20 protein-coding genes and 1 riboswitch are annotated in these 25,524 nt (G+C 37.5%); of the genes, 18 read left to right on the top strand and 2 right to left on the bottom strand.

The genetic code is table 11. The features are described from left to right. The first annotated feature begins 1 nt into the window (after nucleotide 1). The 8 genes from rbsC to AC3WJG_RS11925 all read left to right on the top strand — a co-directional run bounded on the left by rbsC (nucleotide 2) and on the right by AC3WJG_RS11925 (nucleotide 8,843). On the top strand, nucleotides 2-961 hold the full coding sequence (rbsC, locus tag AC3WJG_RS11960; RefSeq protein ID WP_025749709.1) for a ribose ABC transporter permease RbsC: 960 nt from the start codon (nucleotides 2-4) through the stop codon (nucleotides 959-961). An 11-nt stretch (nucleotides 962-972) separates the two neighbouring features. Beyond that, on the top strand, nucleotides 973-1,893 hold the full coding sequence (rbsB, locus tag AC3WJG_RS11955; RefSeq protein WP_013055634.1) for a ribose ABC transporter substrate-binding protein RbsB: 921 nt from the start codon (nucleotides 973-975) through the stop codon (nucleotides 1,891-1,893). 439 nt (nucleotides 1,894-2,332) lie between these two features. Next, entirely contained in the window at nucleotides 2,333-3,601 is a 1,269-nt protein-coding gene (locus tag AC3WJG_RS11950; protein WP_025749708.1) for a 3D domain-containing protein, read from the top strand. A 413-nt stretch (nucleotides 3,602-4,014) separates the two neighbouring features. Next, nucleotides 4,015-4,626, top strand: coding sequence for a flavin reductase family protein (locus AC3WJG_RS11945; protein WP_028407640.1), 612 nt, complete (start codon nucleotides 4,015-4,017; stop codon nucleotides 4,624-4,626). Nucleotides 4,627-4,977: 351 nt separating this feature from the next. Next, nucleotides 4,978-6,255 carry an ABC transporter substrate-binding protein gene (locus AC3WJG_RS11940; RefSeq protein ID WP_028407641.1) on the top strand — a complete coding sequence of 426 codons (1,278 nt, stop codon included), beginning with the start codon at nucleotides 4,978-4,980 and terminating at the stop codon, nucleotides 6,253-6,255. 72 nt (nucleotides 6,256-6,327) lie between these two features. Further along, nucleotides 6,328-7,182: a carbohydrate ABC transporter permease gene (locus AC3WJG_RS11935; protein ID WP_014461372.1), complete on the top strand. Its 855-nt coding sequence runs from the start codon at nucleotides 6,328-6,330 to the stop codon at nucleotides 7,180-7,182. A 68-nt stretch (nucleotides 7,183-7,250) separates the two neighbouring features. Further along, the gene (locus AC3WJG_RS11930; protein ID WP_013055640.1) at nucleotides 7,251-8,057 is read left to right on the top strand and encodes a carbohydrate ABC transporter permease; all 807 of its coding nucleotides are present in this window, start codon (nucleotides 7,251-7,253) and stop codon (nucleotides 8,055-8,057) included. Between the two features lie 51 nt (nucleotides 8,058-8,108). Continuing rightward, nucleotides 8,109-8,843: a sugar phosphate isomerase/epimerase family protein gene (locus tag AC3WJG_RS11925; protein WP_098433455.1), complete on the top strand. Its 735-nt coding sequence runs from the start codon at nucleotides 8,109-8,111 to the stop codon at nucleotides 8,841-8,843. Nucleotides 8,844-8,874: 31 nt separating this feature from the next. Here AC3WJG_RS11925 and AC3WJG_RS11920 read toward each other — a convergent pair whose 3' ends face one another. Further along, entirely contained in the window at nucleotides 8,875-9,390 is a 516-nt protein-coding gene (locus AC3WJG_RS11920; RefSeq protein ID WP_013055642.1) for a GNAT family protein, read from the bottom strand. 486 nt (nucleotides 9,391-9,876) lie between these two features. Here AC3WJG_RS11920 and AC3WJG_RS11915 point away from each other — a divergent pair, with 486 nt between their 5' ends. The 10 genes from AC3WJG_RS11915 to AC3WJG_RS11870 all read left to right on the top strand — a co-directional run bounded on the left by AC3WJG_RS11915 (nucleotide 9,877) and on the right by AC3WJG_RS11870 (nucleotide 24,364). Continuing rightward, nucleotides 9,877-11,484 (top strand): GGDEF domain-containing response regulator, encoded by a 1,608-nt coding sequence (locus AC3WJG_RS11915; RefSeq protein WP_028407643.1) that lies wholly within the window; start codon nucleotides 9,877-9,879, stop codon nucleotides 11,482-11,484. Further along, nucleotides 11,485-12,534 (top strand): HEAT repeat domain-containing protein, encoded by a 1,050-nt coding sequence (locus AC3WJG_RS11910; RefSeq protein ID WP_098332429.1) that lies wholly within the window; start codon nucleotides 11,485-11,487, stop codon nucleotides 12,532-12,534. It abuts the gene before it with no gap. After that, a complete protein-coding gene (locus AC3WJG_RS11905) occupies nucleotides 12,524-13,933 on the top strand; it encodes a glycosyltransferase family 2 protein (RefSeq protein ID WP_492588258.1) in 1,410 nt (469 codons plus the stop codon). Before AC3WJG_RS11910 ends, AC3WJG_RS11905 begins: the two co-directional genes overlap by 11 nt. Beyond that, on the top strand, nucleotides 13,930-17,178 hold the full coding sequence (locus tag AC3WJG_RS11900) for a hypothetical protein (RefSeq protein ID WP_492588256.1): 3,249 nt from the start codon (nucleotides 13,930-13,932) through the stop codon (nucleotides 17,176-17,178). The genes AC3WJG_RS11905 and AC3WJG_RS11900 overlap by 4 nt, the downstream gene beginning before the upstream one ends. Before the next feature lie 2 nt (nucleotides 17,179-17,180). After that, nucleotides 17,181-17,549 carry a response regulator transcription factor gene (locus tag AC3WJG_RS11895; RefSeq protein WP_025749698.1) on the top strand — a complete coding sequence of 123 codons (369 nt, stop codon included), beginning with the start codon at nucleotides 17,181-17,183 and terminating at the stop codon, nucleotides 17,547-17,549. Then, nucleotides 17,539-20,412: an ATP-binding protein gene (locus AC3WJG_RS11890; RefSeq protein WP_337133727.1), complete on the top strand. Its 2,874-nt coding sequence runs from the start codon at nucleotides 17,539-17,541 to the stop codon at nucleotides 20,410-20,412. The genes AC3WJG_RS11895 and AC3WJG_RS11890 overlap by 11 nt, the downstream gene beginning before the upstream one ends. A 454-nt stretch (nucleotides 20,413-20,866) precedes the next feature. After that, nucleotides 20,867-21,241, top strand: a complete 375-nt coding sequence (locus AC3WJG_RS11885) for a DnaJ family domain-containing protein (RefSeq protein ID WP_028407648.1) — start codon at nucleotides 20,867-20,869, stop codon at nucleotides 21,239-21,241. A 36-nt stretch (nucleotides 21,242-21,277) separates the two neighbouring features. Further along, nucleotides 21,278-22,084, top strand: a complete 807-nt coding sequence (locus tag AC3WJG_RS11880; RefSeq protein ID WP_013081956.1) for an alpha/beta fold hydrolase — start codon at nucleotides 21,278-21,280, stop codon at nucleotides 22,082-22,084. Between the two features lie 12 nt (nucleotides 22,085-22,096). After that, on the top strand, nucleotides 22,097-22,684 hold the full coding sequence (locus tag AC3WJG_RS11875) for a histidine phosphatase family protein (protein WP_028407650.1): 588 nt from the start codon (nucleotides 22,097-22,099) through the stop codon (nucleotides 22,682-22,684). Nucleotides 22,685-23,044: 360 nt separating this feature from the next. After that, nucleotides 23,045-24,364 carry an aspartate aminotransferase family protein gene (locus tag AC3WJG_RS11870; RefSeq protein WP_337133724.1) on the top strand — a complete coding sequence of 440 codons (1,320 nt, stop codon included), beginning with the start codon at nucleotides 23,045-23,047 and terminating at the stop codon, nucleotides 24,362-24,364. Between the two features lie 169 nt (nucleotides 24,365-24,533). Next, a riboswitch (SAM riboswitch) is annotated at nucleotides 24,534-24,633 on the top strand. Between the two features lie 243 nt (nucleotides 24,634-24,876). Here the strand turns inward: AC3WJG_RS11870 and AC3WJG_RS11865 are convergent. Next, on the bottom strand, nucleotides 24,877-25,506 hold the full coding sequence (locus AC3WJG_RS11865) for a hypothetical protein (RefSeq protein ID WP_098433460.1): 630 nt from the start codon (nucleotides 25,504-25,506) through the stop codon (nucleotides 24,877-24,879). Nucleotides 25,507-25,524 lie beyond the last annotated feature (18 nt).

Below are 25,524 nucleotides of genomic sequence, written 5' to 3'. Positions count from 1 at the left end.
AATGAAAGCAAACACAGCGATAAAAGAAAATCGCGTTGATAACGTGATGCAAAAGCTAGGTCCGTTACTAGGTCTATTTATTCTTATTGTCATTGTATCGATTTTAAATCCAAGCTTTTTAGAACCTTTAAATATTTTAAACTTGCTGCGTCAAGTAGCCATTAATGCCTTAATTGCATTCGGTATGACGTTTGTCATTTTAACAGGCGGAATTGATTTATCGGTTGGCTCTATACTTGCTTTATCAAGTGCGTTAATGGCAGGTATGATTGTGTCAGGTGTAGATCCTATTTTAGCTATTTTAATAGGATGTGTGTTAGGAGCTGTAATGGGTATGATTAACGGCTTGCTTATTACAAAAGGAAAAATGGCGCCGTTTATTGCAACGCTAGCGACGATGACAATTTTTAGAGGGTTAACGCTTGTTTATACAGATGGAAATCCGATTACGGGCTTAGGCGAAAACTATTACTTCCAGTTATTTGGCCGCGGCTATTTTCTAGGTATTCCTGTTCCGGCAATTACGATGGTACTAGCGTTTGCTGTCCTATGGGTGATTTTGCATAAAACACCGTTTGGCCGCAGAACATATGCAATCGGTGGAAATGAAAAAGCAGCATTTATTTCAGGAATCAAAGTTCCGAAAGTTAAGGTTATGATTTACTCACTAGCAGGATTATTGGCAGCGCTATCAGGAGCGATTTTGACTTCTCGCTTGAACTCTGCTCAGCCAACGGCAGGTACGTCTTATGAGTTAGATGCTATCGCTGCAGTAGTACTGGGGGGAACAAGCCTTTCTGGAGGACGTGGACGCATTGTTGGAACGTTAATTGGTGCGCTGATTATCGGAACGTTAAACAACGGTTTGAACTTACTCGGCGTTTCGTCATTTTACCAAATGGTTGTAAAAGGAATTGTTATTTTAATCGCGGTATTAATTGATCGCAAAAAGTCAGCTTAGGAGGGAAAAACATGAAGAAAATTTGGCTCGTGCTATTATCATTTTCATTATTACTGTTAGGGGCTTGTTCACTTCAGCCTCCTGAGTGGGCGAAACCATCTGAAAGTAAAAATTTAAAAGATATTAAAATTGGTTTATCCGTTTCTACATTAAACAATCCGTTCTTTGTTTCGTTAAAAGAAGGGGTACAAAAAGAAGCAAAAAAACTGGGCATGGAAGTAGTTGTAGTAGATGCTCAAAATGATTCAGCAAAACAAATTAACGATGTAGAAGATTTAATGCAGCAAGGTGTTAACATTCTGCTTATTAACCCAACGGATTCAGCTGCTATTTCAACAGCTGTACAATCGGCTAATAATGTAGGAATTCCAGTTATTACGCTAGATCGTTCAGCAGAAAAAGGAAAAGTAGAAACACTGGTAGCTTCAGATAATGTAAAAGGTGGTCAAATGGCTGCTGATTACATTGTGAAAAAAGTAGGGGAAAAAGCTCAAGTAGCAGAACTTGAAGGCGTGCCGGGAGCTTCAGCAACTCGTGAACGAGGAAAAGGGTTCCACAACGTTGCAGATCAAAAGCTAGATATTACGGCTAAACAGTCGGCTGATTTTGACCGTACAAAAGGCTTAAACGTTATGGAGAATGTTCTTCAAGGAAATCCTGGGATCAAAGCCGTATTTGCTCATAATGATGAAATGGCATTAGGAGCTATTCAAGCGATTAACAGCTCAGGAAAAGATGTGCTAGTAGTAGGGTTTGATGGAAACGACGATGCAATTAAAGCGGTAAAAGAAGGGAAGCTAGGAGCAACTGTAGCTCAGCAGCCTGTTTTAATCGGTAAACTTGCCGTAAAGTCTGCTAAAAATGTTCTTCAAGGCAAAAAGGTAGATAAGCAAATTCCAGTGCCTTTAAAACTAGTAACCTCTGACAAATAATGGTTTTATACGTGTGTAGAAAAAAGACGCTCATTTGATTTATGGGCGTCTTTTTATGTATGTAAAGTGTAAAAAAGAAGTGAAAAAGTCACAACTTTATAAATAGTGTAGGAATTATGTAGGTGGAATTTATGTAATAAAAAGTAAAAAACACCGAAAAAAGACGGTAAAACACATAATTTTCTGTGAAAAATTTGTAATATACCTGTAATAATAAGCGTTTATTTCTATTTTTAAAGAGCAATTTTGCCCTGTTTATGACAAAAATATATCTTTTTTAATAAACAGTAAACCTCTCTATCAAGGGATTCTGGTGATGAATTCCCAGAAAGAGATTCTTGGTTATACAGATTATGGGAAACTTTTAACTGTATTGTAACATAAACAGATAGTTTTTTATGGTATAACTATGTCTATGAGGAAAGGGGACTATTACTTTATGAAAATTTTTAAGCGTATGACTCTTGCAGCAGTCACAGGAATTTTCTTCATGACCGGCATCACAGAGACTCACGCCCAATCGAATGAAGAAGCGCTCCAGAGTACTGAAAATAAAATTAAAGAAACAGAAAAGGCTGTTCAACAAAAAGAGAAAGAGAAACAGTCTATCAATTCAGATGTTCAAAACATTCAATCACAATTAAATTCATTACATACAGTAATCTCTAGCAATAAAAAAGAGTTAGCATCGACTGAAAAGCAGATTTCAGAAGCGAACAAAATGATTGAGAAAAAGAAAAAAGAAATTGTTTTGCTTCAGGAAAAAGTGTTAAGTCGTAAAGATATTATTGAAAATCGATTAGTTGCTTTGCAGCAAGACGATAAAACAAGTGTTGTTATTGATACATTAATGAATGCTGATAACTTTGGAGATTTTGTTGCACGTATGGGTGCTGTCACAACGTTATTGTCAGCAGATAATGATATTTTAAAGCAGCATCAAAATGATTTAGATCAAATTGAAAAAGATAAAAAAGAAATTGATAAGCAAGAAAAAGTATTAGAAGCAGCAAAAGGTAGCTTAGCGGCTAAACAAGCTGAATTAGATAAAAACGTTGCCAAACAAACAGCAACGTTAACAACTATGCAAGAAAAGTACAGCACGGTCGTAAATGAAATTGATGCAGCTTCTTCAGAAAAAGCAAACCTTCAGTCTGAATTAACAGGCATTCAAGATAAGATTGCAAAAGAAAAAGAAGCAGCTCAAAAGCAAGCTGAGCAAGTGGCAAAACAGCAGGCAGCTGAAAAGGCTGAGGCTGATGCAGAAGCAAAGCGTCAAGCTGAACTGGCAACGGCTAAAAAAGAAGTAAAAACAGAGCCAAAACAAGAAGTAAAAACAGCTGCTGCTACAGAGAAGAAAGCAGCCGTTTCTTCAGAAGCAAAAGAAACGAAAAAAGAAGAAAGCACACAAAAGCATTCTGGAAAAGAAATGTATGTAGAAGCAACAGCTTATACAGCTAATTGTGCAGGATGTAGCGGCGTAACAGCGACTGGACAAAATGTAAGTTCAGGCACTCATAAAATTATTGCGGTAGATCCATCCGTTATTCCATTAGGTTCAAAAGTATATGTAGAAGGATACGGAGTGGCAACAGCAGGTGATACGGGCGGTGCGATTAAAGGATATCGAATTGATGTATTAGTACCTTCTGAGTCAGCTGCAAAAGCATTCGGACGTCGTACAGTGAAAATCACGGTGTTAAATTAAAGAAAAAGGCTGAAAATATTTTAGTTGCAGGAAAATCCGAACGATGAATCGTTCGGATTTTTTCATTGTTGTAGTGAACGTAGGTTTCATCTAGTTAGTTGCTTCTAGCTGTTGATTGGAGAGGAAGGCGAAGACTCCTGAGGGAAAAACAGAAGTGATGAGACCCCGCAGGCCCGTAATCGACGAGGAGGCTCATCGGTCGCCCGCGGAAAGCGAAGCCTTCTATGGAAATCAACAGTGGTGTCACAAGTGATCGATACCAGCTCATTACTCCCATTTGTTTGTCTTCGGATTAGGTGGATGGAGGTATGTCTCAATCTCTTTTTTGCATATTTGGTGAGCAAGTTGCTAGCTAATCTATACTCTTTTCGTTACCATACAATAAAGTAAATGGAAGAAAAGGAGTGTGTAAAATGAAGGTAGTCGATCCAGCGGTACAAAGTGCAAAAGACAATTATCATTTGTTAACAGGGGTCGTCATTCCCCGGCCGATTGCGTTTGTTACAAGTCAAAATGATGACGGTGTAGTGAATGCCGCACCGTTTAGTTTCTTTAATGTAGTTGCGGCAGAGCCTCCGCTGATTGCCGTTTCGGTTTCGAGAAGTGAAGGTCAAATGACGAAAGATACGGCAAAAAATATTAGTGCATCTAAAGAATTTGTAGTTCATCTTGTAGACGAAAACTTAGTGGAACAAGTGAATCAAGCGGCATCTTCTTATCCTTCTTCCGTGAGTGAAGTCGAAGAAACAGGGTTAACACTAGCACCGAGCAAAAAAGTGCAGGTTCCCGGAATTCAAGAAGCCAGCATTCGGATGGAATGTAAGCTTCACCAAATTGTTCCATTAGGAACGGATGAGGCATACAGCTCAGATTTGTTTATCGGTGAAGTTGTGATGTTTCATATTAGTGAAAAAGTGATAGAAAACGATCGCGTTTCTGCAGAACGTGTGAAGCCAGTCAGCCGACTTGCGGGTTCTAACTATAGTAAATTGGGGCAATTATTTTCCTTAGAACGTCCCAAATAAGCAAGAAAGTGTTACTTATGTAGCAAAAAAATAGTATACATTGGATTTTTTTAAATAAGCGATTGTGTTCTGTTTCAACAACGACAGTACATTCGCTTTTTTTCATGAACGAAAAAGTTAATAGAAACCATAATAACAAAACCAATTTAGAAAAAGGCAAAAATGTAAGGTTTTTGCCTTTTATATTTACCATTGAGGAAAAGGGTATTCATTCATATAATTTAGATTAAGTAAATTGTATACGCTTTCAATATACAGAATTATTTTTCAATAATTCTCTTGAGAAAGAGTCATGAGCGTTTACAAAAAAACTTGCCACACTAGGAGACGAGATTATAGGAGGGGTATTCATTGAAACGTTGGTTTAGTTTAATCAGTTTTGCACTCATTTTAACCCTAGTACTTGCAGGATGCGGAGGAAAGTCCGCTAATGAAACAAGTGGTAGCGGTGGAAAAGAAGTTGTTGCATGGGCTTGGAATATTAACGTACCGGTATTAAAGAAAGCAGCAGCAGAATACCAAAAAGAGAATCCAGGATTTAAATTAAAAGTAGTGGATATGGGACGTGAAGACGTTTATTCAAAATTAACAACAGGATTGCAAGCTGGCGGAAAAGGCCTTCCTGATATTGTATTAGTAGAAGACGATCGTTTCCAAGGATACTTGGATGCATTTCCAAATGCATTTTTAAACCTATCTAAAAAAGGATTTGATAAGCAAGAAGATAAGTTTCCAGAGTTTAAGAAAACTCTTTTATCAAAGGATGGGGATATGTACGGCTTCCCGTTTGATGCAGGTCCAACAGGCGTTTTCTATCGCACAGATTATTTTGAAAAAGCAGGCGTAGATCCAAACAGTATCAAAACATGGGATGATTACATTGCGGCTGGTAAGAAAATTAAAGAAAAAGTCGGCGTTGATTTACTAGGTTTAGATTTTAATAATGACGATGGCTTATTCCGAATGACGCTGACACAGCAAGGTACGTTCTATTTTAATAACAAAGGAAAGTTGAATTTAACTTCTAAAGAAGCGAAAAAAGCAATGGAGTTAAATAAGAAGTTAAAAGAAGCAGGCATTGTTAAAAATACAGTGGGCTGGGATGCTTCAATCAGTGCTTTAGCAGAAGGTAAAGTAGCAAGTTCACCATCTGGTGCTTGGCTATCAGGTTCTATTACGCAGCAGGCTCCAGATTTAAAAGGAAAATGGGGAGTGTTTTTATTACCTTCGTTTGAAGAAGGAGGCAACCGTGCTTCTAACTTAGGCGGAAGCAACTATGTGATTTCAGCAACTAGTCAAAAAGCAGATGAAGCGTACAAATTTATGGAGTATTTCTCAACAACGGATAAAGTTCAAGAAGAAGCGATGAAGGGCGGATTATTCCCATCATTAAATACCGTATATTCTTCAAAATTATTCACTGCACAAGATGAGTACTTTAGCAATCAAACGATTTGGAAAACATTCGCAGATGAAATGAAAGATATTAAGCCGGTTAACTTTACGGGCAATTACTCAGTTGCAAACAGTGAAGCAGTCAAAGCTGTGTCAGAAGTAACAAATGGTAAAGGCGTTAAAGACTCGCTTGAAGCAGCTCAAAAACGCTTAGAAAACCGAATTCAAAAATAATCAAGAAGCATAGAAGGTGATTTTTAGAAAATTGCCTTCTATCTCTTCTTCTTGCGGTACTAGGAGGTCATCATGAAGACAAATAAATCGTTGCCTTACTTATTTATTGCTCCAGCACTTTTGCTGTTTGCGCTGTTTACCATCTACCCTATTTTTTCATCTTTTATTCTAAGCTTTCAGAGCATGGAAGGCGGAAAGTATGTATTTACCGGGTTATCAAACTATACACGATTGCTCGGAGATGATATTTTCTGGAAAGCGCTTGGAAATACCGGCATTATTTTAATCGTTCAAGTGCCCGTAATGATTTTATTAGCACTTGTACTAGCTAACGCGTTAAACAGTCAGCTTTTAAGACTAAAAGGTTTTTTCCGAGTTTCATTTTTCTTGCCTGCAGTAACGTCACTAGTTGCCTATTCTATTTTGTTTTCAATCATTCTTCAAGATGAAGGAATAATGAATACTATTTTAGGTTTTTTTGGTATTGATGCCATTCAGTGGCTGGGAGATCCATTCTGGGCTAAAGTCTCAATCATCGTTGCGATGACTTGGAGATGGACAGGTTATAACATGGTTATTTTTCTAGCAGCTCTTCAAAGTTTATCTCATGAAGTTTACGAAGCAGCTGATTTAGACGGGGCAAACCGAATTCAAAAGTTTTTCCACGTAACGGTTCCACAATTAAAACCCGTTATCTTATTTGCTACTATTTTATCAACAATTGGCACGCTTCAATTGTTTGACGAACCTTTTAACTTAACAAAAGGCGGCCCTGCTGATTCCACGATGACGCTAGGCTTATATATTTATCAAAATGGCTTTAAATACTTTGATTTTGGATATGCTTCAGCCATTGCGTACGTTGTTGTATTATTAGTTGGCATTTTAACGTTCTTCCAATTTAAATTTACGGGTGATAAATCATGAGTGTATTAGAGAGAGTAGAAGCAACTGCAGTAGCTACCTTGCCTAAAGTTAAAAAGAAAAGTAACGTCATGCGCAAAATAGGATTATACAGCATGCTTGGGCTGTTCACGATTATTTCTATTTTTCCTTTTTACTGGATGATTATCGGCGCTACGAATGAATCAGGAAAAATGTTTACAAACCCTCCAACGCTGAAGCCTGGCGATCAATTTATGACAAATCTACAAAATTTAAATGCTTCAATTGATTTAGGGCGCGTCTTTTTTAACTCAGTATTTGTTTCAGTCGTGTATGTGATTGTAGCTTTAATGGTCTGCTCCACAGCCGCATATGCGCTGTCTAAATTTGAATTCAAAGGTCGAAACGCAATTTTCACTACGCTTTTATTGTCTATGATGATTCCATATCAAGCAACGCTCATTCCGCTTTTTCAGCTGATGTCGAATTTTAATTTGCTTGATACGTATTTTGCTCTTATTGTTCCGCAGCTGTGCTTTCCGTTTGCTATCTTTTTATTACGTCAGAACTTTTTAGCTTTTCCAACGGAACTTATTGAAGCAGCTCGTTTAGACGGAGCTGGAGAGATGAGAATCTTTTTAACTATTGTGCTTCCTTCTATGAAGCCTGCTATGGCTGCAGCAGCTATTTTCTTATTTATGACACAGTGGAATAACTTTATGTGGCCTCTAGTTGCGACTACATCTAACGAAATGGCTACATTGCCAGTTGCTCTTTCAAGCTTAATTGGCTTATCGATTATTGATTACGGTCAAGTAATGATGGGAGTAACGATTGCAACCATTCCAATCATTGTTTTCTTCCTGGCACTTCAGCGTCATTTTATTTCAGGAATGCTTGGAAGTGCAGTGAAATAAAAGCAGAAGCTCCTATTATAGGAGCTTTCTCAATGAACAGGGGGAGAGAAGATGGAAGAAATACCTGTAGGAGTTCAGCTTTATACGCTGCGTGAAGAAACGAAAAAAGATTTTAAAGGAACGCTTCAAAAAGTAGCTGCTTTAGGATATCAAGGGGTAGAATTTGCAGGGTACGAAGGATATACAGCAAAAGAAGTAAAAGCATGGTTAACGGATTTACAGTTGAAGCCGGCTTCTAGTCATGTGCCGCTTGAACAATTAGAATCTAATTTAGAGCAAGTGATTCACTTTGAACAGCAAGTTGGAAATTCACATATTGTTTGTCCTTATTTAATGCCTGAACGTCAAACGGAAAAAGGATATTACGAACTTATTGATTCTTTAAATTCTATTTACGTGTATTGTAAAAAAGAAGGCATGTCGTTTAGCTATCATCATCATGATTTTGAGCTGAAGAAATTGTCAACTGGAAAGTCAGCTCTCCAAACAATCTTAGAAGAAACTGAGGTAAACGTAGAGCTGGACATTTATTGGCTGACTAAAGCAGGCGAAGATCCAGTGGAGTGGATGAAGCATTATCAAAATCGTACGCCTTTTATTCATTTAAAAGATATGACAACAGACGGCGAGCAATTTTTTGCTCCTCTTGGTACCGGAGGAGTAGATGTAAAGGCTGTAATGCAAGAAGGACATAGAGCAGGCGTAAAATGGTGGATCGTTGAACAAGATCACTGTATAGAAAGTCCTCTTAGCAGCATTAAAAAAAGCTTAGCATATATCAAATAAAAAACGAACAGATGCTGTCTGTTCGTTTTTTTTATTGATAAGCTGGAGTCCACTCAATTTCTCCGCACTTATTCGTATAATCGATATTCACCTCAAAGTTATGTTTTTCATAAAAATGAATCAATCTTTCGAGATGATCCCAGTCGCGTTCAGCGATATCGCCTTTAATGACATGAACATTTTGATCAACCGCTACTTCTTTTAAATAATTCATACATACAGAGCCATATCCTTTATTAGCAGGCCCTTTAATATCACCGATGAAAATCGTGTGATTATCTTCATATACGCCGTCGATAGCAAAATCCCAAGCCCCTCTATAAGCTTTTGTGCATTCGTTTAGCATAATTTTACATGCGTTTCCGTCATTTTGTGCCGATACAATAACTAACTGATTATCTTCAGGCTGATCGACGCCAATAACTTCATACTTTTTAGCAATTTCTTTTAAATTATCCTGCATGCGAAATAGCTGAAACTCTAAATCATCAAGTGTTTCTTTTAGTTCTTCTGCATTCTGGTTTTTTTCTGTAAGCTGAGTAAACATTTTATACTCCTTTCCGTCTGTTTTCGGTCTAAGTGCGCCTATGACAAAGAGGACACGGTGTATAAAGCGAAACTTTATTTAGCAAAGTATCTACCTTAGTAAAAATATAAAAAGGAAAGAACCTGATTTGATTGATCGTTCATCAAAACGGATGCTTTCCTTAACATTCACTTTTAAATTTTTCACAACGTGTATAAGGGTAACAAAGACTCATTAATTTTGTCAATAAGGTTGCAGGTCTATTTATAAAGAAGATAACAGGTCATTTTGCTTATTGGGAAGAAAAAATAATGAGTGAAAAAAGAATCATTTTAAAGTAAAATCATTGGAGGAAAAGTATGGTTAAAAAGGAATTGCTTTTCATTTTTAAAAAACATACTTAAAATAAAAGTAAGAAAATATTTCATTTACTTACAAAATATTATAGAAAAATGTATGAAGTAATATGGAGTAAGTGTTAACTATATCGAACAAAGGGTGTATAAGATGGATAAATATCAAATTGCATTATTAGCTAATGTCCGCAAGCAGCTGCAAGAGTGGACCGATCAAAATAAAGAAATACCTCATGAAGAGGTGTACCGCTTTTTGCATTCAATTTCTGGAACGGCTGCGACCATTGGACTGCATTATTTAGGAGACCGCTCCCGCGAGTTAATGGAAGCTGTGGAAAAAAATCAGAAAAAAACCTGGGATTACGCGGAGTTAAATGCTTTTTTATTAGATATTATTAAAATTTGTTATCAAGATGAAATTCAATCGGTAGAAGATATAAATAAACCGCTAGAAATCAGTGAAAAAACAGCTAATATTTTACTTGTTGACGACGATCTTTCAATGTTGATGTATTTAAAAGAACAGTTTGAAAAACAAGGCTGGTACGTATTAGCAACTGCCTCTAAAGAAAAAGCTATTACGGCTTTTTACGAATTAAAGCCGGATTGTTTTGTTGTAGATGTCCATATGAAAGACGGTACAGGCTTTGACATTCTTTCATTTTTACGCGATAAAACAAAGCAACTGTTCGTCCCGATTGTCATGATGAGCGTTGATAATCAAAGAGAGACGCGTTTGAAGGCTTTTAAATTAGGGGCCGATGATTTTTTTGTTAAACCTCTCGATATGGAAGAAAGTCTACTTCGAATTGGTCACCATATTGAACGAAAGCAGATGTTTAACTCCTATTTAATGTTTGATGAATTAACAGGAGCCTATAACCGAACGTATTTAAAAGAAATCTACAGTCAGCAGCTATCCAGCTACGACCGCTTAAAAGATCCTTTTTGTTTAGCGATTTTAGATTTAGATTTCTTTAAGAGAATAAATGATCGATATGGACATCTTATGGGAGACCGTGTGCTGCAAGCATTTGTAGAGTATATGAAGCATGAAATTCGTCCAACAGATCACATTTTTAGATATGGAGGCGAAGAATTTATTCTTTTACTGCCAAAAACCAATATAAAAGAGGCAGAAACAGTATTAAATAGACTGTTGGATTTCTTTGTGGAAAAAGTGTTCACACATCAAAGCAATTCGTTTTATTGCAGCTTTTCCGGCGGAGTTGTAGAAGTTCATAACACTGAATGGCCGTTAGAAAAAGCTCTTCATCAAGCTGATGAGGCATTATATATAGCGAAGGAATCAGGACGTCAAAAAATTGTAGCTTCTTCTCAAAGCAAGCTGGTTAAAAAGCGAACGCTTCGTATGGCTATTATTGATGATGATTCTATCATTCGAACGATGCTGAAAGAGCTTTTAAGCAAGATTGATGTAGGAGATCGCTATGAAGTGAAAATAGAAGTGTTTAAAGATGGGATCGAATTTTTTGAGTCTCAATGGATTCATTCTAGCGATCAGTACTTTGTTATTTTAGACGGAATGATGCCTAAAATGGATGGCTTAGAAGTGCTGCAAAAATTAAGACATAATAAACGTCACGATCAGTATACGGTTATTATGCTTACATCAAGAAACAGCGAACAAGATATTCAAAGAGCATTAGAGCTCGGGGCAGACGATTACATGACAAAGCCATTTAAGTTAATGGAGCTTGAAGCGCGCGTACGTCATTTAATGAAGAAGGTGAAATAAATGGCGATGTCCATTCAAGTGGTGTATGTCTTATTTAGCGGATTGCTATTGCTTTTAGTCTGTTTTCTGAGTTATTTACTTATTCAAAAAGCGCGTTTAAACGCTTTTCGAGCAAAAGTAGAATCCTATAAAGATAGTATAAAAGAATCTCTTTTTATTTATTTATACAGAAAAGATGAAGAGCATCGGGTAGAGCCTAAAAATAAAATAGAGCTGGCGGGTGTAGAGGAACTATTAAGCGGTTTTTCTGCAGCTGTGCAAGGCGATGAAATTTTAAATAACATTACGCTCTATGCGGAGAAGGTTTTTACTCCCAAATATAAAAAAGAGCTGCATCATTCTAGGTGGAGTGTCAGAATGAATGCCCTTTATGCTATTGAAGACTTTGGTCTAACTACGCTAACAGACCAATTAGTAGAAATGTATGAGAAAAAAAATAGTACAGCGGCTGAAAAAAATCAAATTTTAAAGATTTTGGTTAAGCTGAACCGCCCTGAGTTTGTTGTGTACATGACGAACGCTTCTAGACCGCTGTCTGAATTTATGTACCGCTCTTTGTTTGGAACTATGAACAGTGAACAGTTTCAGCAATTTATTAATAAATTTGAAGACCTGCAAGAAGAAATTCAGCTGCCTCTTATCGATATGATCGGTATCAATCATAAGTTAGAGTATATAGATTTCTTAAAAATGCACATGAAAAGTTCATCAGAAGAACTGCGAATTCGTTCGTTGAAATCACTTAATGCTTTATCTTTTCCATTAAGAATAGAGGAGCTCACGAACCATCTTCAGTCAGGTATTTGGCAAGAAAGAATGATGGCTACAAAACTAATAGGTAAAACGAGAGATGAGAAGGGGTTATCAATTCTCGAGCAGTCGCTAAAAGATTCTCATTTTCTTGTGCGTTCGAATGCTGCTCAGTCAATGATGAAAATCCCAACAGGTAAAGAATACTTAGTTCATGTATACAAAACGACTGATGACAAGTTTTCGAAAGATATGGCAGCAGAATGGCTTGAAAAAGGAGGAATTACGGTTGTGGAATAGTGTTTGGCATCTTTTATTGTCCATTTGCGGATGGGCTGTATTTGCTTATATGATTTTTGTGCTTTGTTTTTATTTTATGATGTTTATCATCTCTGCTTTTCAACTGCGAAAGCAATATCAATTAAACGATGAAGAACCTTATGAAGATTTGCTTGCGGTTAGCTATACAACGCCGTTATCTATATTAGTTCCCGCTTATAACGAATCTGTCGGGATTATTGGGAGCGTACGTTCGCTGCTTGGAATTGAATATCCGGAATATGAAGTAATCGTAGTAAATGACGGATCTTCAGATGATACGTTAGAAAAGCTTATCGAAGAGTTTTCTCTTGTGAAAATGAATCGAGTTGTGAGAAAGCAAGTAGAGACGAAAGCAGTAAAAGCTGTATATCGTTCTAAATTATACGATTATTTATATGTAGTCGATAAACAAAATGGGGGAAAGTCAGATGCATTAAATGCAGGAATTAATTTATCCAACTATCCTTATTTTTGTTCGATCGATGGCGATTCAGTGTTAGAAAGAGATGCTTTTTTAAAAGTTATGAAGCCAATTATTGATTCAGACGGAGAAGTAATTGCTTCAGGGGGAAGTATTCGAATTGCAAACGGATGTAAAATCGAAAACGGTGCGGTCGTATCGATTGGACTTGATACGCAGCCGCTTGTTGTGATGCAGATTATTGAATATTTACGTGCCTTTCTTATGGGGCGCATTGGTCTCAGTCGCCATAATTTATTACTTATTGTGTCAGGAGCATTTGGCGTATTTTCTAAACGCTGGGTGATTGAAGCTGGCGGGTATTCTCATACAGTCGGCGAAGACATGGAGCTTGTCGTTCGCCTGCACCGGCTGATTAAACAGAAAAAAACCAACAATCAAATTGTTTATATTCCAGATCCCGTATGCTGGACAGAAGCACCTGATGAAATCAAATATTTGCGAAGACAGCGAAACCGCTGGCACCGTGGTTTATTTGATAGTCTTTGGAAGCATAAAGAGATGCTGTTTAATCCGAAATACGGAAGCATCGGAATGATTTCCATGCCTTATTTTGTGTTTATTGAACTAATCGGACCGGTCATGGAAATGTTAGGCTATTTGTTTATTGTTATTTCTCTAGTTGTAGGCGGAATTTATGTAGAATTTGCTTATTTGCTTTTTCTTTTAATGGTTGTATATGGTTCTCTTTATTCAATGGCGGCCGTTTTGCTAGAAGAGTGGAGCCTTCGTAAATATCCAAAAGTATCTGATATTGCTAAGCTATTTGTCTTTTCCCTGACTGAATCCTTTTGGTATCGCCCTCTAACTGTTATATGGCGCTGTCATGGATTGTTGGATGTTATTCGCAATAAAAAAGGCTGGGGAGACATGCAGCGAAAAGGAGTTTCACAATGAAAAAATGGTTATTAATCGGCGGCATTATTTTGGTTATGGCGATAACGGCTTCTCCATTTCTTATTTGGCAGCTAAAGAAACCAACTGATTTGAATATGCTTGTCATTGATAAAACAGTGCCAGATCAAACGTTTCGAGAGCATCAAGGCTTAATGTGGATGCTGAATCAAGCGAAAGTACGCAAAGACGGGAAGCCTTATGAAATCTCAAAAGATTATGCAGGGTTTTACCCGAAAGGAGATAAAACATACAGCATTAAATCTCTGCCAAAAACAAACTCTGCAGATATGATTTATATCACGGACACGTATGGTGTATACAAAGAAGATTTAGGCGTAAAAGCTAAAAGAGGAGATCGCTCTCAATTGGTGTATGGCGGCATGACTTCTGAAGACGTGAGCTACGTTAAGAAAGCATTGAATGGACGTACAAAAACGCTGATTGGAGAGTTTAATACATTTGGAAGCCCTACTTCCTTAGACGTTCGCAAAGAACTGTATGAATTGTACAATGTGACGTGGTCCGGCTGGATTGGTCGCTATTTTGATGAATTCGGCAGTGAAGAAGTTCCTGCTTGGGTGAAGAGTGCTTACAAAAAGCAGTACAACAAAGAGTGGAGCCTTACAGGAAAAGGCTTATTATTCGTTAATGAATCCAATAAGCTCGTTATTATAACGGAAAAAGAATTAAAAGAAAATCCAGTATGGTTTCAATATACAAAACAAGGAAAGAAAACATCGAATTTACAGGATGAATCTGCTTATCAATATTGGTTTGACGTAATTACACCCCAGCAAAAAAGTGATGTGCAGGCTCAGTTTGTCTTTCACTTGGATTCTGAAGGAAAAAACAAGCTGAAGGAAAATGGTATCCCTTTGTCCATACCAGCAGTCGTTCATCATAACAAAGAGCGATATGATACTTATTACTTTGCAGGAGATTTTGCAGATCAAGGAGAAGTACCTTCCATTTATCAAACTTCTTTTTACCCGGTGTGGAAGAAATGGACAGAGAAAATCGGAAAAGAAGATGAGTCTTCTTTTTACTGGACTGTTTATCTTCCTCTTATGAATAAGATCATCGATCAACAGCAAAATGAATCGCAGCCTGCTTCTGTTACTTTTAATAAAAATATGGAAATCTATGAAGATGCTGACCTTAAAGTAGCAGGGAAAGTAGGAAAAGATTATTTGCAAGTTTATCAAAATGGTAAATGGAAAGATTTGCTTATTAAAGGAGTAAATATGGGCATTAGTAAGCCAGGCCATTTCCCTGGTGAGACTGCTATTTCAAAAGAAGAATATTTGCGCTGGTTTGAAGAAATTGGAAAGATGAATGCCAACTCAATCCGCGTATACACCATTCATCCTCCCGCCTTTTATGAAGCGCTTGCTGAGTATAACCAAAAAGCCGAAGAACCTATTTATCTTTTTCATGGGGCATGGGTGAATGAAGAAGTTTTCTATGATTCCCAAGATGCTTTTGCGAAGGAAAATACAAAAGAATTTGAAGCTGAAATGAAAAGGATTGTAAACGTTATTCACGGAAAGGCAACACTGCCAAAACGGACAGGACATGCAAGCGGAACGTATACAGCAGACGTGTCTCCTTATGTTTTAGGATGGATTATAGGAGTTGAATGGGATCCCACGGTAGCCCTTTCGACAAATGAAAAACATAAAGGCATGAAAGATTTTAAAGGGCAGTACATCTATACCGAAAAAGGCAACCCCTTTGAAATTTGGCTTGCCCAGCTTATGGAAAAAACAATTTCCTATGAGCAGGATAAATATGATTGGCAGCGGCCTATGAGCTTTACGAACTGGGTGACGACGGATTTGCTTACTCATCCATATGAGCCTTCTGAAGACGAAGATAAAGTGTCTGTTAATCCTAATTTAATTCACACAACTAAAAAATTTGAGCCGGGCTTATTTGCCTCTTATCATATTTATCCGTACTATCCTGACTTTTTAAACTATGAACCTCGTTATCTCGCTTATCGAGATCATCGAGGAGAGAAAAATAACTACGCAGGCTATTTGCAAAATATGAAAGAAGTTCATCATATGCCCGTTCTTGTTGCTGAATTTGGCATTCCGGCTTCGCGAGGACTCACCCATAGAAACGTATACGGATGGGATCAAGGTTTTCATACGGAACAAGAACAAGGAAAGATTCTGTCACGCTTATACGAAGATATTGCTGAAGAAAAAATGGCTGGCGGTATGGTCTTTACATGGCAAGATGAATGGTTTAAGCGAACGTGGAATACGATGGAGTACGACAATCCGAACCGCAGGCCATTTTGGACGAATTTGCAAACGGGAGAGCAGCATTTTGGACTGCTGAGTTTTGATCCAGGAAAGAAGCTGAAAGTCAAAGTGGACGGTAAATCAGATGATTGGAAAAAGCTGAACAGCAAGTCGGTGTATAAGCCGTCTAAGAAGTTAAAAGCATTGAACATTACAAGTGATGAAGGTTATCTATATCTACACGTGAATGCAAAAGAATTGGAAAATCAAAAGCTTTATTTCTTGTTTAACACGATTAACAATCAGGGACAGTCAAAGATCCCTCAAATCCCTTCCTTAAAAACAAAAGGAATTGATTTTGTAGCAGAATTAAACGGGAAAGAAGACAGTCATTTATGGGTAGACAGCTATTACGATACGTATTATTTTTCATATGCTCATCAGCTTCAAATGATTCCGGCGGTAAAAGGAACCGATACAAAAGACAACGGCATGTTTAACCCAATCAGGCTCGCCCTTAACAAAGAGTTAGCGATTGGAGAAGGGGAAAACAAGAGAACCATTCCTTTTGACGCCTATGAAACAGGGAAGCTCCAAGAAGGAAACAGCGATCCTAACTCTTCTTCATTTGATTCGCTAGCAGATTTTAAAGTGAATGAATCAAATGGAATTGCTGAACTTCGCATTCCTTGGGCGCTTTTAAATGTAAAAGACCCTAGTCAAAAAGAAATAATGGGAGATATTTGGTCCAAAAAAGGATTGGAATCCAGCGAGAAAATAAAAGGAATTCAAGTGGGAGTCGTAGCTGTTAATAAGAAGAGCAATGACGTGGAAGATACGTTTCCGACTCAGAAAAAAGGAGAACTTTTATTAAAAGATTTTTACTTATACAAGTGGAAAAATTGGGAGTATCCAACTTTTCACGAACGAATAAAGCCGTCCTACTTCATATTGCAAAAAACGTATGGACGACTACAAGCGGAGGGATAACAATGGCAAAAATTTTATTAGCGGAAGATGAAGAAGTGCTTCGTATGTTAGTGGTAGATACGCTTGAAGATGAAGGACATGATGTGACGGAAGCAGAAAATGGCGAAGAAGCTTTGGAATTTATTAAAGAACGTGATTTTGACTTGATTATTTTGGATTATATGATGCCCGTGTTCACCGGGCTTGAAGTCATTCAACAGCTGAAAGAAATGAAAGATAAGCGCCATACAAAAGTATTGATGCTTTCAGCTAAGAATCAAGCTGCTGATCAAAGCCGAGTGTTAGAAGCAGGGGCTGCGTATTTTATGTCTAAGCCGTTTAGTCCCCTATTACTAGCCGAACGTGTCGAGGAAATTTTAGATGAACAATAAACTAAAACGAAAAAGTATCTCAACCCAGTTCATCCTCTTAGCAAGTATCCTTTTACTTGCTTTTGCAGCGGGTTCAACTGTACTTGTTGTACGGCAAAAAGAAATTACAGCTGATTATGCCCAGTACAGGGCACAAGTACGGGAGAAGGCACAGCTGCTATCTACAATTGATAAATCAATGAACAAGGCTTTTTTGCAGGCTCGTGGGTTTATTGCATTTGATTCGGAGGATATGTATAACGAGGCTGCAAGTCAGCAAAAAATTATCGAAGAAAATCTTGATCGACTGTCAGGTCTAGCCGCAGATAGACGTGAACGTACGTTTGTAAATGAAGCGACGGTTATGCTAAACACGTATTTTAATCAAACGCTTCCTTATTTTAAAGATATTTACGACAAAAAAGGTATTGAAGGAGTCCGCTCTAGCCCTGAGCGGAAGGCTGCTTCTAAATCAATAGAACAAATGCAAAAAGAACTTGATGACTACCAAAATGAATTAACTAAAGACTTAAATACACAGTACGATGACACGTCGAGTGACATGCAGAAAAGTCAAACGTTCTTTATTTTATTTTTAGCGTTTACAGTGGTCATTTTATTATTGCTTACACGGGTATTGCTAAATAAGTTTGTAAAGCCACTGAGTCAGCTAGCATATACGGCAAGCGAAATTGCTGCCGGAAAAGAAATGCCTATAACATTTGATGAACATAGAAGAGATGAAATCGGTATGCTATCTCAAGCCTTTTACAAAATGGTATCGACTTTGCAAAATAATGAACAGGAGTTAACGGCTCAAAATGAGGAGCTGATTGCACAGCAAGATGAGTTGCACAGTCAGCAAGATGAACTTCAGCACGCATTAGAATTAACAAAGGAAAGAGAAGGAGAGTTAGAATTGCGCAATTTATTTGTGCATGGACTAACAAATTCTCTTCACAAGCAAGAAGTTCTCACGAGTGCTGTCACAAACATGAGCCGGGTGATGAAAGCTGATCACGGGTTTATTATGCTAACCGATGAAAAGACACATGCTTCATTTGGTCTATCTTCAGCAAGTGTTCAACAGATGGTGGCAAATCTTCATAATAATTACGTTGATCATGTGCAAAAGACGAAAAAATGTATGGTAGTAAAAAGAGAGTGTATAGAACATGAGCGCCTATATCATCAGCAAACGTTTTATTTGTATGATGTTATCGTACCGGTGCTGTCTTCGCAGGGAGATATGCTAGCCTATATGTTTTACAGCCGCTACGCGGATGAATACACAGAACATGAATTACAGACATTTGAAATACTGGCCAAACAAATCACGATTGCTCTTGAAAAAATTTATATTTACGAAGAGTCCGAGCATGACCGATTGCTATCTCAAGATATTTTAAATTCGATTCAAGAAGGAATGCAGCTTGTAGATACAAGCGGTACGATTCTACAAGTGAATACAAAGATTAGCGAATTGTTTCAATATGAGCATCAAAGCGGGCTTCTTCAGCTTTCTCTCGATCAATGGATAGATGCTCTCTCTCAAAAAGTCGAAAATATACATCAGCTGAGACAATACGTTGAAGCCATTTGTAAGGGAGAGCAAGTAGAAAAGTCTTTTGTTTATTACCTGCACACGGATGGTAAGCGAAAAGTTATAAAAGTTTATAGCGAATACGTGTATCGAAACCGTCAGATGTTTGGCATATTGTTCGTTCATCGTGATATTACGAAAGAATTTGAAGTTGATCAGATGAAGTCGGAATTTGTAAGCACTGTGAGTCATGAGCTGCGCACACCGCTAGCAAGCGTATTAGGGTTCACTGAGCTTATGCTAAACAAAACATTAAAAGAAGAAAGACAGAAGAGGTATTTAACTACTATTTATCAGGAAGCACAGCGGTTAACGTCTTTAATCAACGATTTTCTGGACGTCCAAAGGATGGAAGCAGGGAAACAAACCTACGATAAAAAGTATCAAGACGTTCTGCCGCTTATTAAGCAGGTGATTGAGGTCCAGAAAATACAAACAAGTAAGCATGAATTTGATATGATTTCTGATCAAGAGCATTTTACAGTAATGGGAGATAAAGATAAGCTGCTGCAATTGTTTAATAATGTAATTAGCAATGCAGTGAAATATTCGCCCGATGGAGGGAACGTTACAGTTAAAGTGTATCAAAAGGAACACGCTGTTTATATTGATATTCAAGATGAAGGAATTGGTATACCAAGTGAAGCGATAGGTCAATTGTTTACCAAATTCTACAGAGTAGATAATTCCGATATGCGCAAAATTGGCGGAACGGGTCTAGGATTAGCAATTGTAAAAGAAATTGTAAAAGCTCATGGCGGAGACATTACTGTACAATCGGAATGGAAAAAAGGAACAACATTCACGGTTGTTCTGCCTCTTCTATATGAAGTTCAGTACGATGAAGAGATGATAAATACAAATGATAACCGTAAAAGCGTAGTGATTGTAGAAGATGATAAAAGTTTAGCGACGCTTTTACAGGTAGAATTAAAAGAAAGCGGTTTTCATGTTCGGTATTTTAACAACGGAGAAGACGCATTAAACTCTATTCATCAGCAAAAGCCTGAAGTGGTTGTTCTAGATATTATGCTAGGGGAAAATAAGTTAGACGGATGGGATGTTTTAAGACACCTCAAAGAAAATACAGAGACAGAAAAAATCCCTATCTTAATCTCATCTGCTTTAGACGAAAGAAGCAAAGGGTTAGAGCTTGGAGTGTGTGAGTTTCTGATTAAACCTTATCAGCCTAGTAAATTATCCAAAACGATTCTCCAGCTGCTCTTAAAAAAACAAGAGCATGAAGGAGAAATTATGATTCCATCAGATAAAGAAGAGTAGAAATTTGGTTAGGCTTCGTTATATTTACGGAGCCTCATTAAACGAAAAGAAAATTAGTAAAGTAATAAAAAAATGTTGAAAACGCTATCAAATTGTGGTTTTATAGTAAGTAGGCATAACATGATGACCTTAGAATTATCTTTTTCCACCTCCTTACATGCGTAAGGAGGCTTTTTTGTATAAATATAGTAAGATAAGATAACAAAATCTTATGCAGAATCGTTTATTGAATTTCAGCTAGTTAAGAAACTGCTCAAGAAAGTTTGATAATGAAAGGAGTGAAGCTCTGGAAATCATTTCACAAAGGGAGGATAGTCTATCCCAGAAGTGAAGGTAGTTCAATTTTTATAATCATAGTATAATAAAAAATACGGTTATAAAAGCTGTGTTTTTTATACATCTTTTATATAGAAGGTAAGATTGAATTTTATATTTGCTTAAAGGAGGTCTTTCCTTGGATATTGCGTATATAATTGCTGAAGAAAGAATTAGACAAGCAATAAAAGACGGTGACTTTGATAAGCTGCCTGGGGAAGGCAAACCATTAAAGTTAGAAGATTTGTCACACATACCTGAAGAACTGCGCCAAGCGTATAGGATATTAAAAAATGCAAACATGATAACGGATGAACAAGAGCTGAAACGAGATATGGCTACAATAGAAGAATTGATTTCTATATGCACGGATGCTAATGAAGAACAAAGGCTAACAGAGATGCTTACGGAAAAGCGTTTGCGCTTTGAGCAGCTCGTTGGCAAGAAAAAGATGACAAGTTCTGCAGCTTACAGGACGTATCAGAATAAAATTTACTCCAAATTTTTTTATTAATGAGTGTAGTGGACCAGACGATCGGAGGGTGAGAACTTGCGGCTGTTAATTTTATTGATCAGTATCATACTATTTATTTCGCTTTGTTTTTATATTTTTGCCCCACAAATAAAACGAGGTGCCCAATCGAAAAATGTGCCGGTTTTATTTATTCATGGCTATTTAGGCAGTCAAAAAAGCTTAGGGAAAATGATTAAACGATTTGAACAAAACGGATGGGGAACTAAAGTAGGTTACTGCGTTGTTCAAAAAGATGGAGCTATTCAGTGGAAGCATATTATGAAAGCAAAAGAGGGAAAACTTCCGCTTATTCATATCGTTTTTAAAAAGCCAGATGCCAGTATTGCACAGCAGCAAAAATGGATTGAAGCTATTATGCAAGATGTACGTGATACATATAAAGCATCTTCTGTTGATTTAGTTGGACATAGTATGGGAGGAGTAACAGCAGCAGCTGTTAGTTTGTCTAACCCTCAATATATTCAAAAGTTAGTTACGTTAGGATCGCCAATTCAAGGATTAGATTATCAGGAATTAATGGAAATGTACCCTCATGCACGCAATCATATTGAATCTATGGGTGCTCGTGATTTAGCTTTTCACTCTATAGCATTAAACAAGCTGTACGAAAGTCGTCAAGATTTCTCAAAAGAAATCGACGTTTTTTCAGGAGCAGGAGATGTGGGAGATAAGACAGATGGAGTGGTAACAGTAGAAAGTGCGTACGGACTGCAAGAGTTCACCGAACACATTCATCTCCAAACGTTTCATGAAGCACATTCGGATTTACATGAAAGCTCAGAGGTTGATAAAGCTGTCTATCAATTTTTAAAACGGGATTAAAGGGGGATTACGATGCTTTACTTAATTAGACACGGCCAAACAGATTGGAATAAAAACAAACTTATTCAAGGGCATGCTGATATTCCGCTCAACGAAGCTGGAAAGCAACAAGCTAAACGCGTAGCGGAACGTTTTCGAGATATCCATATTGATGTAATCTATACAAGCGATTTGCTTCGTGCGCAGGAGACGGCTAGGGAAATTGCAGCAGCTGCTAAAGTAGAGAAAATCGAAGTTTGTGAGCAGCTGCGTGAGCGCTCTTTTGGAGAACTAGAATCAAAGAACGTAGAAGTTCTGCATGAGCTTGTGCCAAACTATGCGACAAATTGGGGAGAAGAGCCTTTATATAATATCGAAACACTCGAAGCGGCTCAAGAACGGATGGTTCGGCGGTTAACGGAAATTATGAAGAAGTCTATCGGAAAGAAAGTAGCAGTTGTTAGTCACGGAGCGGCAATTAATACATTCATTCATCATGTAACAAGCGGAGAACAAGGAACAGGGACTACTATTTTACAAAATACATCGATTACAACTTTTGCTTATGAAAGTGGAAAATGGCGTCTTGAAACGATCAATGATGCCAAACATCTTGAATAAATATACTTAAAGAGACTGTGGCAGTAGTATTTTAGTTGAGGGAAAATCCGAACGATTAATCGTTCGGATTTTTTTATGGTGATGGTGAACGTAGGTTTCATATATGTGAGTACTTCTAGCTGTTGATTGAAGGACAAGATGAAGACTCCTGCGGGAAAAGCGGAAGGGATGAGACCCCGCATATTAATTTTATATATAAATATTTATACAATTGATTTTAATAAAAATGCATAGTAAAATAAGTTTTATTACTATTCTATTAAAGCGTTTAGTATAACTGAATTTCCTAATATTGTTTAATAAGTAACTATATTTCGGAATAAGATTAATTGATTTGTATAATTTCAAGGAGGATGTAGTATGTCAAAAGATTGGAGTCACTTATTTGAAAGAATGCCTGAATTGCTAGCACCGACGATGGCTAAAGACCATCCGAATCTGCCCGTTGTGAAAGAAGAAGGATGCTATTATTATGGATTGGATGGTAAAGAATATCTCGATTTTACTTCCGGAATCGCTACGACAAATGTAGGACACAGACATCCGAAAGTAGTAAAAGCAATCAAAGACGGAGCAGATCAATTATTGCACGGTCCTTCAGGTGTTATTATGTACGAATCGATATTAAAGTTAGCCGATGAGTTAGGAAAAGTAACGCCGGGCAATTTAGACTGCTTTTTCTTTGGAAATAGTGGCACCGAAGCAATTGAAGGAGCCTTGAAATTAGCGAGACATGTCACAAAGCGTCCGTATGTTATTTCTTTTTTAGGGTGTTTTCATGGCCGCTCGATGGGAGCTTTAAGTGTTACAACCTCGAAAAGCAAATATAGACAATTTCAGCACCCTTCGGGACTGACGTATCAGATTCCATATGCCAATCCAAAAGAGTGCCCTGCGGAGCTAGACAGCGATGTGTACTTTACTGAAAAGCTTGAAAAAGATTTTGAAATACTCTTTAAGCACCAAGTCACGCCTGAAGAAGTGGCGGCCGTTATTTTGGAACCAGTATTAGGAGAAGGCGGCTATATTATTCCTCCGAAAAGTTGGATGAAGAAGTTAAGAGAGATTTGTGATCGTCACGGAATATTACTTATTTTCGATGAAGTGCAAACAGGGTTTGGCCGTACGGGCGAATGGTTTGCTGGACAAACGTTTGATGTCGTACCAGATATTATGGCTATAGCAAAAGGAATTGCTTCTGGAATTCCGCTTAGTGCAACGGTAGCTTCTCAAGAATTAATGAAGCAGTGGCCCCTTGGCACACATAGTACAACATTTGGAGGAAATCCTATTGGATGTTCAGCAGCCCTTGCAACTCTTGAGGTGATGAAAGAAGAACAACTGCTGGATAACACAAGAAAAATGGGCGCTTATGCGTTAGAAAAGCTGTATCTTTTAAAGGACAAACATTCAGTTATTGGGGATATCCGTGGTTTAGGACTTATGATTGGAATCGAAATTGTTAATCCGGATACGGGAGAAGGCGATGGAGACGCCTTATTTGAGATTCTGGACTTAGCTTTAGAAAAAGGCGTGTTATTTTATTTTTGCGGAAATGCAAGTGAAGTTATTCGCATGGTACCTCCGCTTACTGTAACAAAAGAACAGGTAGATGCCGGCATTCGTATGCTAGATGAGGCTATTACTTCTTTTGAGAAAAAGTCAGTTGTAAAAGCGTAATAAAAAAATATAAAAAATTTATCTATTTGTAACCTAGTTGTCATAGTAATGGTAGCGATATCATAGTTTTAGAGGGAAAACAATTTTCTGAAAAGTAGTTGACATCTGTTTGTGCAGCATGTAACATAATATTTATCTTATCAACAATTATCAACAAAATTCGACAAACTTCTTATCAAGAGAGGTGGAGGGATAGGCCCTTTGAAACCTCGGCAACGGACTTTATAGAACCGTGCTAACTCCCACAAGCAGTGCTTGAAAGATAAGAAGAGACCAGGCTTACTAACAATTGTGATCCCAACCTCTTCTTACAGGCACTTAGACACTGTAAGTGGAGGTTTTAATTTTATGACAAGAAGATGACATTTAGATAAAAAACAGCAGGTGAAATTACCTGCTGTTTTTATATGCTGTAAAATGATAAATAACCTACCAGAATTCCTAGTAAAAGTACTCCAATTGTAATACCAATAATCCACCACATCATTTTTTTCATTATTTATTCCTCTTTGTCAATTAACTATAGCTGTTGATCCGCCTGAAGCGCCGGAAGCTGTACCGTAAACAGTTTGTCTTTTAATTCCGGCATTTTTAGCTGCAATTTTCCACTGCCAGTCAATTTGCCCGTACGCTCGATTATTTTGCACCCAAGATTTTGAACTCTTTTTTGAAATAGACACAAGGGGGTTTACATTTTTCGTGACGACGCCTCGTACACTTTTGACTGAAGTCACCGATGAGTTTTTCGTGTAATAGTCTACATACACCGTTAGTTTTGTTGTTGTAAATCCAGCCGCTTTATAAGAAGCCGTATAAGCTGCTGTTTTGAATAAAGGTGAAGCCGTTCTTGCTCCGTATGCTGCTGTGCTTGCAGCTTCGACCGTGCCGCTAGTCTCTTCAATATCCATTTTTAACGGAGATGAATCCTTTAGTGATTGTACAACTTTTTGTTTTTGCTGACGCGACAGTTTTGAAAATTCATACAGTGAACTTTTATCACTTTGCGCTTTCAAGAACTGCGTGTAAGAAGCAACCGTTAAATGTGCAGGTTTTTCACTAGCCATAACAGAGTTTGGCACGATTAATAGACATAATAATGAACTTATCAGGAAAAAAGAAAAAAACGTTCTATTTGTAGCCATATTTATATAAATCCTTTC

Source organism: Priestia sp. FW507-14D1A, assembly GCF_058781295.1.
The sequence above is the reverse complement of the archived record's forward strand: the minus strand, read 5'-3'. Positions and strand labels throughout refer to the sequence as shown.